This window comes from Chromobacterium phragmitis, assembly GCF_003325475.1.
Taxonomy (GTDB): domain Bacteria; phylum Pseudomonadota; class Gammaproteobacteria; order Burkholderiales; family Chromobacteriaceae; genus Chromobacterium; species Chromobacterium phragmitis.
This window is the reverse complement of the sequence record NZ_CP029495.1, coordinates 410,271-422,371: the sequence shown is the minus strand read 5'-3', so window position 1 is coordinate 422,371 and position 12,101 is coordinate 410,271. Positions and strand designations below refer to the sequence as shown.

Below are 12,101 nucleotides of genomic sequence, written 5' to 3'. Positions count from 1 at the left end.
GGAGAACTTCAAGATGAGCAACATTCCCGCCGAACTGAAATATGTCGACAGCCACGAGTGGCTGCGTCTGGAAGCCGACGGCTCCGTGACCGTGGGCATCACCGCGCACGCGCAGGAACTGCTGGGCGACATCGTCTTCGTCGAACTGCCGAAAGTGGGCGCGACCCTGGCCAAGGATGAGCAGGCCGGCGTGGTGGAATCGGTGAAGGCCGCTTCCGATGTTTACTGTCCGATCGCCGGCGAAGTGCTGGAAGTGAACGCCGAGCTGGAAAGCGCGCCGGATCTGGCCAATAACGAGCCGTACGGCGACGGCTGGTTCTTCAAGATCAAGCCGGCCAACGCCGCGGATCTTGACGGGCTGATGGACGCCGCCGCCTACGCCAAGGAAATCGGCGCCTGATCGCCTGACCGCCCCGCCGTCGCCAGACGCCGGGGCGTTGTTTTTCCCGGCGCGGCCTCGCGCAGGCCGCCGCAAAGAAGGAAGTCCCAAGCATGTCGCTCTCCGAACTCTTCAATCGCCACGAATTCATCGCCCGCCACATCGGCCCGTCCGACGCCGAACGCGCCGAAATGCTGGCCGCCGTCGGCGCGCCGTCCATCGACGCGCTGGTCGACCAGACCTTGCCGGCCGACATCCGCCTGAATCGCCGGCTGGATCTGCCGTCGCCGCAGCCGGAAGCCGAGGCGCTGGCCGCGCTGAAGGCGGTAGCGTCCAAGAACGTGGTCAACAAGTCCTTCATCGGCCTGGGCTACTCCCCGGTGCTGACGCCCGCCGTCATCCTGCGCAATGTGCTGGAGAACCCGGGCTGGTACACCGCCTATACCCCGTACCAGGCCGAGATCGCCCAGGGCCGCCTGGAAGCCTTGCTGAACTTCCAGCAGATGGTGATAGACCTGACCGGCCTGGAAATGGCCAACGCCTCGCTGCTGGACGAAGCCACCGCCGCCGCGGAAGCAATGGCGATGGCCAAACGCGTGTCCAAGTCCAAGTCCGTCAGCTTCTTCGTCGACAGCCGCGTGCTGCCGCAGACGCTGGACGTGATGAAGACCCGCGCCAAGTACTTCGGCTTCGAGCTGGTGTCGGGCCATCCGGAAGAGGCCGGCAGCGGCGACTACTTCGGCGCGCTGTTCCAGTATCCGGGCGAGGCGGGCGATCTGATCGACCTGACGCCGCACATCGCCGCGATCAAGGCCAAGGGCGGCGTCGTCGCCGTCGCCGCCGACGTGATGGCGCTGGTGGCGCTGAAGTCGCCGGCCGAGATGGGCGCCGACATCGCGCTGGGCAACACCCAGCGCTTCGGCGTGCCCATGGGTTTCGGCGGCCCGCACGCGGCTTACTTCGCGTTCAAGGATGAGATGAAGCGTTCGGCGCCGGGCCGCATCATCGGCGTGTCCATCGACGCCAAGGGCAAGGCCGCGCTGCGCATGGCGCTGCAAACCCGGGAACAGCACATCCGCCGCGAGAAGGCCAATTCCAATATCTGCACCAGCCAGGTGCTGCTGGCCAATATCGCCGGCCTGTACGCCGTTTACCACGGCGCGGAAGGCGTGCAGCGCATCGCCGCGCGCATCCACCGGCTGGCCGCCATTTTCGCCCACGCGGTGCAGGCCGCCGGCGGCAAGCTGGTGTTCGACCGCTTCTTCGACACGGTGCAGGTGGACGCGCCCAAGGCCGATGCCATCTACGCCGCTGCGCTGACCGCCGGCTACAATCTGCGCCGCGCCGGCAAGACCGTGCTGGGCGTGGCCTTCCACGAAGCCGCCACCGAAGCCGACCTGGCCAAGCTGATCGAGCTGTTCACCGGCAAGCCGGCCGACATCGCCGCCTTGGACGCCGCCGCTCAGGACGCGATTCCAGCCGCATTGAAGCGTGAGTCGGCCATCCTGACCCACCCGGTGTTCAACACCCACCATAGCGAGCACGAGATGCTGCGCTATATGAAGAAGCTGGAAAACCGCGACCTGGCGATGAATCACTCGATGATCTCGTTGGGCAGCTGCACCATGAAGCTGAACGCCACCAGCGAGATGATTCCGATCACCTGGCCGGAATTCGCCAATATGCACCCGTTCGCGCCGCGCGAGCAGACCGTGGGCTATCTGGAGCTGATCGAAGGCCTGCAGGCGCAGCTGAAGGCGATCACCGGCTTCGACGCCATCTCCATGCAGCCCAACTCCGGCGCCCAGGGCGAATACGCCGGCCTGTTGGCCATCAGCCGCTACCATGAGTCGCGCGGCGAAGGCCATCGCAATATCTGCCTGATCCCGCAATCGGCGCACGGCACCAACCCGGCCACCGCGCAGATGATGAATATGCAGGTGGTGGTCGTGAAGTGCGACGATGCCGGCAACGTCGACGTCGCCGATCTGAAGGCCAAGGCCGAGCAGCACGCCGCCAACCTGGCCGCGCTGATGATCACTTACCCGTCCACCCACGGCGTATTCGAGCAGGGCATCAAGCAGATTTGCGAGATTGTCCATGCGCACGGCGGCCAGGTCTATATGGATGGCGCCAACCTGAACGCCCAAGTGGGCTTGACCCGTCCGGCAGACATCGGCGCCGACGTGTCGCACATGAATCTGCACAAGACCTTCTGCATCCCGCACGGCGGCGGCGGACCGGGCATGGGCCCGATCGGCCTCAAGGCCCATTTGGCGCCGTTCATGGCCAACCATGTGGTGGCTTCGGTGCCGGGCGCGGTAGAAGGCCAGAGCGCGGTATCCGCCGCGCCGTTCGGATCGGCTTCCATCTTGCCGATCTCGTATATGTACATCGCGATGATGGGCGCGGAAGGCATGAAGCAGGCGACGGAAAACGCGCTGTTGTCCGCCAACTACCTGGCCATCCGTCTGGGCGAGCACTTCCCGGTGCTGTACACCGGCGCCAACGGCCGCGTCGCCCATGAGTGCATCATCGACCTGCGCCCGCTGAAGGCCGCCTCTGGCGTGACCGAAGTGGACGTGGCCAAGCGCCTGATGGACTACGGCTTCCACGCCCCGACCATGAGCTTCCCGGTGCCGGGCACCTTGATGATTGAACCGACCGAATCCGAGCCCAAGGCCGAGCTGGACCGCTTCATCGCCGCGATGGCCGCCATCCGCGCCGAGATCGACCAGGTGCAGAACGGCGCCTGGCCGGCGGACAACAATCCGCTCGTCAACGCGCCGCACAGCAAGGCCGACATCGCCGGCGACTGGAACCGTCCATATAGCCGCGAGCAGGGCTTGTTCCCGTTGCCTTACGTGCTGGAAAACAAGTTCTGGCCGAGCGTGAACCGCATCGACGACGTCTACGGCGACCGCAACGTGGTGTGCAGCTGCCCGAGCACGGATAGCTATATGTAAGCGCGCCCAGCGTCCTTGCGCGCGTCATTTTAAACCCCGGCAGACGGTTGTTTGCCGGGGTTTTTTATGTTTCATGAACTTTTACGTACAAACACTTAGAAATCATAACTAAGTGGTCATCTGTTTCTGTGCGAACTATCACTAAGGGGTAGTACGTAGCTAGTGGCCGCGCCGCGCGCGCGGCGGCGTCTCGGGCAGGAAAGAAGCAGGGGTGGATGATATGTGCGTCGCTAATTTTGATGCTTTTTACCGCCGCAATGGTTCCTTTTATGGAGATCGGCCGGCGTTGTCGCTGATGTACTTTCTCGACAAATACGATGTCAAGGGAGGCGGGCGGGGGCTGGACATGGCCTGCGGCCAGGGACGCAACGCGTTCTATTTGGCGAGCCGCGGTTACTCGATGTTCGGCATCGACGAGTCGCCCGAAGCGATCGCCCGGCTAGGCGAGCTGGCTGATCAGCGGCGAGTGGATGTCAGCGGCAAGGTGGTCAACCTGACCGAGCTGGAGATCGAGCCGCAGCGCTACGACATCATCATCGCCTATACCGCGCTCGACCATGTGGATGCCGCCGCCGGGCAACGGCTGGCGCAGGCGATGATGGCCGGTCTGGCGCCTGGGGGCTATCTGTTCGCTGCGGTATTCATGGTGGACGACCCGGGCTGCTGCGGCTCCGGGGGCGGGATCAGCGAGACCGCGGCCTATATTCGCCACTATTATCAGCCAGGAGAGTTGCGCGAGCAGTTTAACGGCTTGACGCCGCTCGCCTACCAGGAGGAATTCGCTTTGGACCTCAGCCATGGCTACCCCCACCACCATAGCATGGCCAGGATTTTCGCCTGCAAGCATTGACGCTGGGCGGCGAGTTGGGAACAGGGCCAGCGGCCCTGTTTTTTATTGCATGGAGCAAACTGGGGCGCTTCATCGCAGTCAATCATAGGCAAACGCAAAAAACGAGTCAGGAAATGAGACGTGTTTGCTACAATGACCAGCGCCCGCGATGGCAGTCGCGCGGCAGTTTTTGATGAATAAATAAAAGGTTGGCGTCGGACATGTCGATGAGAAGCGTGCTCTCCTGGCAGGGGAGCAATCTGGAGCTGCTGGAGGCTTTGAGCCTGCCGGTATGGATTTTCGACATCGACCACAAGCGGGTGTTCTGGGCCAACGAGGCCGCGCTGCAGGTGTGGGGCGCGCGCAGCTTGCGCGAGCTGCAGGATAGAGACATGGCGAGCGACATGTCGGTCTCCGTTTCGCAAAGGCTGGCCCAATACCAGCAGGATTTCGAGCGCGAGGGCGCCAGTTTCGTCGAAAGCTGGACGCTGTATCCCAACGGCCGACCTTGCGTGTTGAAGGTGAAATTCCGCGGCATAAGGGTGAATGGCCGAATGCTGATGTTTTGCGAGGCGCAGAACAGCCTGAGCGCCGACCCCGCCTCGCTGCGCAGCACCGAAGCGCTGTTGCACACCTCGGTGCTGATCTCCCTGTACGACGATGACGGCCGCGCGCTATATCGCAACCCGGCCGCGCGCGAGTGGTTGGCGTCCTCGGGCGAGAACTGGCGGCAGCATTTCGTCCACGACAGCGATTGGCAACAGCTGCGTCAAGGCGTGGCCGCCTGCGGCGAAGCGCGGTTGCTGGCGCGGGTCAACACCCGCGAGGGTATGCGCTGGCATGAGGTGGCGGCCCGCGCCTGCCGCGACGCGGTCACTGGCCAGGATGCGCTGCTGGTCAGCGAGGTGGACATCACCGACCTGAAGCACGCCGAGGCGCGCGCCAGCTTCCTGGCCAACCACGATGTGCTGACCGGCCTGCCGAACCGCAACGGCATCCGCAGCGAACTGCTGCCGCACTTGCAGCAAGCGCTGCGCAACGGCCGCCAGGTGGCGTTGATGTTCATCGATCTGGACCGTTTCAAGAATGTCAACGATTCGCTCGGCCACGCCTGCGGCGACGAGCTGCTGATCCGGATGGCGGGCCGGCTGGTCGGCCTGCTGGGGCATGACGAGAAAGCAGCGCGGCTGGGAGGCGACGAGTTTCTGGTGATGCTGAGCGCGCCGCAAGTGGCCGAACGCGCCGAAACGCTGGGCCGCCGCATCCTGCAGGCGCTGGCGGTGCCGATGCGGCTGGAAGGAATGGATGTGGGCGTGTCGGCGTCGATAGGCGTCAGCGTGTGCGAGGGGCGCGCGCTGGACCTGGAGCAGATGATGCGCCACGCCGATCTGGCCATGTACGCCGCCAAGGATGCCGGGCGCAACAATCTGATGTTCTTCACGCCGGCGCTGGAGGCGCGCAGCCAGGCGCAGCTGGCGCTGGAGACCGATATTCGCCGCGGGCTGGATGCCGGCGAATTCCTCGCCTACTTCCAGCCGCGGGTCGATATCGGCAGCGGCAAAGTGGTCGGCGCCGAGGCGCTGGCGCGCTGGCGGCATCCGCAGCGCGGCCTGCTGATGCCGGACAGCTTCATCCCGTTGTGCGAGGACTGTGGCATGGTGATGGAGCTGGGGCGGCAGATTCTGGCGCAGGCGGCGCGGCAGCAGCGGCAGTGGCGCGAGAGCGGGTTGGATTTGCTGGTCTCGGTGAACCTGTCCGCCTGCCAGTTTGTGGATCCCGGCCTGCCGTCCCTGATCGAGCAACTGCTGGCCGACAGCGGCTGCCAGCCGGACCGGCTGGAGTTGGAAATCACCGAATCCGTGCTGCTGGGGCACGACGAGCAGACCATGAGCACCTTGCAGGCGCTGCGCGCGCTGGGCGTGAGGATAGCGGTGGACGATTTCGGCACCGGCTATTCCAATTTGGCGTATCTGCAGCGTTACCCGCTGACTTCGCTGAAGATAGACCGTTCCTTCATCGCCACGCTGGACGACAAGCCGGCCATCGCGGAGCTGATCACCACCCTGTGCCGGATGTTGGGGCTGAACATGGTGGCGGAGGGCGTGGAAACCGAGGATCAGCTGGCTTGGCTGGTCGAGCGAGGCTGTCAGGAGTACCAGGGCTTTCTGTATAGTCCGGCGCTGTCCGCCCGAGACTTTCTGCAACGCCTGGCGCAGCCTGCGGCGGCCTTATATCAATATGTGGATTAAATCGTTGGTTTGACCGCGTTCTTCGCTTACCCTATGCGGGTAAATGCAGACGGCATTTCCGTCTGAGGCAAGGAGAACGATATGCAGAAACTGAGCGTAGCCGCGCTGGCGGCCTTGCTGCCGCTGGCCGCTTACGCGGCCAAGCCATTGACCGTATGCACCGACGCCAATCCGGAAGGCTTCGATGTGGTGCAGTACAACTCGCTGGTCACCACCAACGCTTCCGCCGACGTATTGATGAACCGCCTGGTGGAGTACGACGCCGCCGCCGGCAAGCTGCAGCCGGGGCTGGCCAGCAGCTGGGAGGTGAGCGAGGATGGCCTGAGCTACACCTTCCACCTGCGGCCCAACGTCGGCTTCCACAGCACCGACTACTTCAAGCCTACGCGCAAGCTGAACGCCGACGACGTGGTGCTCACCTTCGACCGGATGCTGAATCCGGACAATCCCTGGCACAAGACCGCGCCGGCCGGCTATCCGCACGCGCAATCGATGCAGTTTCCCAAGCTGATCAAGGCGGTGCGCAAGCTTGATCCGCAGACGGTGCGTTTCGAACTCAATTACCCGGAAGCCACCTTCCTGTCCAGCCTGACCATGGGCTTCGCGTCCATCTACTCTGCCGAATACATGGCTCAGCTGCTGGCGGCGGGCAAAACGGCGGAGCTCAACAGCAAGCCCATCGGCACGGGACCGTTCATTTTCAAGAGCTTCGCCAAGGATGCGCTGGTGCGCTATGCGCCCAATCCGGCCTATTTCGGCGGCAAACCCAAGGCTTCGGCGCTGATCTACGCGATCACGCCGGATTCCAGTGTCCGCCTGCAGAAGCTGCGCGCCGGGGAGTGCCAGATCGCGCTGTCGCCCAAGCCGCAGGACGTGCTGGCGGCCAAGGCCGATGGCAGGCTGCAGGTGTCGCAGACGCCGGCCTTCATGACTGCCTTCGTCGCTTTCAACAGTCAAAAGAAGCCGTTGGACAATCCCTTGGTGCGGCAGGCGATCAACCTGGCCTTCGACAAGGCCAGCTACCTGAAAACAGTGTTCGACAATACCGCCAGCGCCGCCAATCTGGTCTATCCGCCCAACACCTGGAGCTACGACAAAGCCATCAAGCCCTATGCCTATGATCCGGCGCAGGCGAAGAAGCTGTTGGCGCAGGCTGGCTACCCCAACGGCTTCGATGTCACGGTATGGGCGCGTCCCGGCGGCAGCACGTTGAATCCCAACCCCAAGGCCGGCGCGGAAATGTTGCAGGCGGATCTGGCCAAGGTGGGCATCCGGCTGCAGATCAAGGTGCTGGAGTGGGGCGAGCTGATCAAGCGCGGCAAGGCCGGCGAGCACGAGATGCTGTTCATGGGCTGGGCCGGAGACAACGGCGATCCGGACAATTTCCTGACGCCGCAGTTTTCCTGCTCGGCGGTGCAGTCCGGCACCAACTTCGCCCGTTATTGCGACGGCAAGCTCGACAAGCTGATCGCCGACGGCAAGAAGACCAGCGATTTCAAGGCCAGGACCAAGTTGTATCAGGCGGCCCAACGCGTCATCCATGAGCAGGCGTTGTGGCTGCCGCTGGCTCACCCCACCGCTTATGGCCTGGCGCGCAAGGAAGTCTCCGGTTATGCGGTCAATCCTTATGGCCGGGTCAATTTCGCCGCCGTAAGCTTGAAATAAGCGGTTTTCCGGGCAACAATCGACTACTCTGCTTAATAACAGAGTAGTCTCTTTCTTTTTTGGGTGGCTTGTTTCAGGGCAAGGCGGGGCCGTTGCTTGGCGGCGACAATGTCGCAACGCGCCGCTTCCTTTGTCCGCGCCGCATTGCCAGTTGCATGCGAGTAGGCTGGATTTGGTAGTATGGCGGAGGCGGTCGCAATGCACGGCCGCCAGGGGAGAGAGGAACGCCTTGCCGTTGGCGTGTCTTGCTTGTTCATAGAATGCGCCCGCCCTCGCTTGCGCATGCGCTTTCGCGTATGATGCGCCGGGTTCGGGACGATAAATGATAAAACAATAGATGCAAACCAGACGAACACAGCAAAGCCGCAGGGAGTCCACCATAGGCAAACTGGTGGAAGCGGCGATCGAATGCCTGATGGAGAGCGGCTACCACGGCACCAGCGTGCAGCTGATCTGCGGCCGCGCCGGCGTGTCCCAAGGCGCGCTGTTCCGCCATTTCGCCACCAAGAACGAACTGATGCAGCCGGTGGGGCGCAAGGTGGTGGACGACATCTTCGAGTCCGCGCTGACGCTGGCGGCGCAGTTGCCGCCAGGCATGTCGGAGGAGGAGCGCATCATCGCGCTGATGAAGGCGCTGGTGATGTCGCCGCGCCACATCGTGCTGCTGGAGCTGCTGATGGCGGCGCGCACCACGCCGGATCTGCGCGATGTGTTTCTGGGCAGCGCCAGCACCTATTTCCGCGACCGCTTCGTCGCGCTGATGGCGTCGCTGTTTCCGCGCTACGCGATCTCCACCGGCTTCTTCGCCACGCTGCTCACCATGATGACCACCATGCACGGCATGGCGCTGTACCGCACGCTGGCCGAGCACCCGGAAGGCGACAGGATGCGCGAGCAATGGCTGCTGTCCGCCTTGAGGGCTGAGCTGGAGCGGATACGGCAGGAAGGGGCGGATACCCGCAACCCGGTCTACCAACTGCCGTTCTAATCCTCGGCTCTTTGGCGTAAAAAACCCCGTCGCTTGCGGCGGGGTTTTCATTTGTCCGCAGCCTGGATTGGTGTGGTCGTGGTGGGGGGGAGCTGCGCGCGGCCCGCGCTTTCCTCCATCGTCTGTCGCAAGCATGAAAAAAGACCCGCCGAAGCGGGTCTTTTTTGCGTCTAAGTTCGCAGGTTCTTGCGTCGAACCAGCTATTAGAACTTGTGAACCATGTTCAGACCGAAAGCGTTGCGGTCTTTGGTGTTGTCGTCCTTCAGGTTGATGTGGCCGTACTGAGCGCCGAAAGTGGTGCGCTTGGATACAGCGTAGTCAACGCCCAGGATGTACTGGTCGTACTTGCCGGCGGTTACGCCTGCACCCTTGGTTTCGCCTTGGCCGTAGGTGAATTTCGGGGTGATGGCACCCATGGTGTAAGCGGCGGTCAGCGCGTAGTCCTTGCTCTTCAGCTTGACGCTGCCAGCAGCATTCGCCAGCTTGGCGTCGTCTTGGTTGTAACCGAAGGCCACCAGCAGGTTGTTGGCGTTGTAGCCAACTTCCAGGCGGTGCTTGTCGTTGCTGCTGGTAATAACACCACCAACTTGCTGAGCGGCTTCGTAGGTGTAAGCGTACTTGCCGAAGAAACCGGCGTTTTCGTAGCCCAGACCCAGGCCGTAAACTTCGCGGTCTTTAGGAGTGCCAGCGGTCTTATCTTCCTTGGCGCCGTATTGCAGAGCGGCGGTCAGGCCCGGAACGATGGCCGGCAGGTCGTAGCGAATGGAGTTCTTCAGGCGGTCAGCATCGCGGGTGAATACTTTCAGACCCAGAGCTGCATCTTTGTATTCCCAAGCGTCGACGATGCCCATGTCGCTGTCTTGGAAGTTGGAGATGTTACCCAGACGGATGGTACCGAAGGAGCCTTGCAGGCCGATGAAGGACTCGCGGTTGGCGAAAGTGCCGCTGGAGGAGCCGTCACCAGTGCCGTCGATGCCGAAACCGGTTTCAACTTGCCAGATGGTCTTCAGGCCGTTGCCCAGATCTTCGGAACCTTTGAAGCCGATGCGGGAACCCAGATCGTCAACATTGGTTTGCTTGGTGGTGCCATTGTCGACGTATTCAACGCCGCCTTTGATTTTGCCGTAGATGGTTACGTCGGCGAAAGCGGCAGCCGGCAGAGTGGCTACCAGCAGGGCGATCAGGCTCTTTTTCATGGTCAAGTCATCCTTTTTAGGTTTTAGGAATGTGAGCAAATGCTATTGGCTGGGTTGTGGAAATGCAACTTTGTGCGTGGATTTGTGTTGCTATCAAGCAACTTGTGTTGGATTTGAATCGATGAATTGTTCGTTTTATTTCGATGTAACTTATTGAATTGTCAGTTTTATTATTGTCTTCTTACCGTGTTGTTTGTGGTGTTGCAAAAAAACGTCAAAACGTTGAAATGCCTATGATGTATGTATTTTTTAGGGGTTGGGGAGTCGGCGTGGCCAAAAAAAACAGCCCGACCGGGTGGGCGGGCTGAAAAATCAACGTGACTTGAAGTGAATCCCAGCAGGCGCGGTTTGCATCCACTTGAATTCGCTTTCAGTCATGTTAAAAGAAAGCATTGGCTCTGTAAATTGAGTAGATATTCCAAAAAAGAGACAATCTTAATTGTTGATTGTATTTATGTGATTGATTTTAAAGTGAAATTTCGACGTGTAAGTAGTTGCGGAAATATGCTGGTCGCGTCGGAGAGTGATGTGTTTTGGCGACGGCTGCGCCGTCTCGGGCCGCGGAGGCGAGGGGCGGTGGGTGGTTGGCCGGGAAGCGCCTACAATGGCGGCTTCGATCGGATGAATGAGCGCAAAGTATATATAAGGTATGCAAACGCTGACGGTGGTGGGCATGGGCAGGCTGGGTCGCAGCCTGGCCAGACTGGCGGTGATGAGCGGCGAGTATTGCTTGCTGGACGTGATGGGACGGCGGCCGCAGCCGCTGCGGGAGGCGCGCGAGTTTGTCGGCGCGGGGCGGCTGGTGGGCGAGATGCGGCAGTTGGCGGCGGCGGATCTGTATCTATTGGCGGTGCCGGACGCCGCCATCGCCCCCTGCGCGCGAGGCTTGGCGCTGGCTGGCGTGGCGCCGGCCGGCAGCGTGGCATTCCACGCCAGCGGGGTGGGCGATGCCCAGCTGCTGCAGCCCTTGGCGGAGCAGGGGGTGTTGACCGCCAGCCTGCACCCGGCGTTTTCCTTTGCCGATCCGCAGCGAGCGGTGGAGGGATTTGCCGGCACGCTGTGCGCGTTGGAGGGCGACGAGGAGGCCTGTCGCCGCTTGGAAGGCTTCGCCCGGGCCTTGGGTGGCCGGCCTTTCCGGCTGGCGCCGGGCGGCAAGGCTGCGTATCACGCCGGCTTGTCGGTGGCGTCGAATTTTCTGGTTGTTCTGACGGCGATGGCGCGGCAATTGACGGCCCAGGCCGGCGTGCCGCCGGAGTTGGCGCAGCCGCTATTGGGTGGTTTGATGCGGCAGACCTTGGATAACGCGCTGGAGCTGGGGCCGTACGACGCGTTGACCGGGCCCATTTTGCGCGGCGACATCGGCACGGTGGAGCGCCATTTGGCGGTGTTGGGCGACGCGGGGCTGGCCGCGGCCTATCGCGCGCTGGGCAGGCAGGTGGTGGCGCTGGCCGGCGACCGGCTGCAGGAGCCGGCGCGGCAGCGGCTGCTGGCATTGCTTTGCTGACGGTGAATGGCGGGAGGGATGGGAGCCGCCGTTTGGCAACTCGTCGATGCGCCAGCGCAGATTTTTCACGGCGATGCAGGCGTCGGCCGGCGATGCGATGACCGACGCGTCCGCCAGCGCGGCGACGGGGCGATAGCCCGGCTTGAGATGGCGGGCGAAAAATTGGTTGAAGGTTTTCCAGCCGCCGTGGGGAGTGAGATGTTCGCGCATATTGCAGGCGGGCGAGTCGAAGAACGACTGCGGCGACTCAGCTGTCAGCGATTCCGGCGTATCCAGGAATTCGCCCATGGCCTGCGCGTACTCCAGCAGCCAGGCTGACAGGGGT

9 protein-coding genes are annotated in these 12,101 nt (G+C 62.5%); 8 read left to right on the top strand and 1 reads right to left on the bottom strand.

The features are described 5' to 3' along the window. Positions 1-13: 13 nt before the first annotated feature. The 6 genes from gcvH (at position 14) to DK842_RS02075 (ending at position 9,076) form a co-directional block, all read left to right on the top strand. The gene (gene gcvH, locus DK842_RS02100) at positions 14-400 is read left to right on the top strand and encodes a glycine cleavage system protein GcvH (protein ID WP_114059879.1); all 387 of its coding nucleotides are present in this window, start codon (positions 14-16) and stop codon (positions 398-400) included. Positions 401-492: 92 nt separating this feature from the next. Continuing rightward, on the top strand, positions 493-3,345 hold the full coding sequence (gene gcvP, locus DK842_RS02095) for an aminomethyl-transferring glycine dehydrogenase (protein ID WP_114059878.1): 2,853 nt from the start codon (positions 493-495) through the stop codon (positions 3,343-3,345). A gap of 295 nt (positions 3,346-3,640) precedes the next feature. After that, positions 3,641-4,195, top strand: coding sequence for a class I SAM-dependent methyltransferase (locus DK842_RS02090; protein WP_232538656.1), 555 nt, complete (start codon positions 3,641-3,643; stop codon positions 4,193-4,195). A 206-nt stretch (positions 4,196-4,401) separates the two neighbouring features. Next, positions 4,402-6,423, top strand: a complete 2,022-nt coding sequence (locus tag DK842_RS02085; RefSeq protein ID WP_114059876.1) for a putative bifunctional diguanylate cyclase/phosphodiesterase — start codon at positions 4,402-4,404, stop codon at positions 6,421-6,423. Between the two features lie 81 nt (positions 6,424-6,504). After that, the gene (locus tag DK842_RS02080) at positions 6,505-8,088 is read left to right on the top strand and encodes an ABC transporter substrate-binding protein (protein WP_114059875.1); all 1,584 of its coding nucleotides are present in this window, start codon (positions 6,505-6,507) and stop codon (positions 8,086-8,088) included. A 337-nt stretch (positions 8,089-8,425) separates the two neighbouring features. Continuing rightward, on the top strand, positions 8,426-9,076 hold the full coding sequence (locus tag DK842_RS02075; protein WP_114059874.1) for a TetR/AcrR family transcriptional regulator: 651 nt from the start codon (positions 8,426-8,428) through the stop codon (positions 9,074-9,076). A 203-nt stretch (positions 9,077-9,279) separates the two neighbouring features. Here DK842_RS02075 and DK842_RS02070 read toward each other — a convergent pair whose 3' ends face one another. Further along, positions 9,280-10,272 (bottom strand): porin, encoded by a 993-nt coding sequence (locus DK842_RS02070; RefSeq protein ID WP_114059873.1) that lies wholly within the window; start codon positions 10,270-10,272, stop codon positions 9,280-9,282. Between the two features lie 649 nt (positions 10,273-10,921). On the opposite strand from DK842_RS02070, the gene DK842_RS02065 reads away from it, so the two are divergent. Continuing rightward, the gene (locus tag DK842_RS02065; RefSeq protein WP_114059872.1) at positions 10,922-11,776 is read left to right on the top strand and encodes a Rossmann-like and DUF2520 domain-containing protein; all 855 of its coding nucleotides are present in this window, start codon (positions 10,922-10,924) and stop codon (positions 11,774-11,776) included. An 18-nt stretch (positions 11,777-11,794) separates the two neighbouring features. Next, positions 11,795-12,094, top strand: coding sequence for a hypothetical protein (locus DK842_RS22865; protein ID WP_145963957.1), 300 nt, complete (start codon positions 11,795-11,797; stop codon positions 12,092-12,094). Positions 12,095-12,101: the final 7 nt, after the last annotated feature.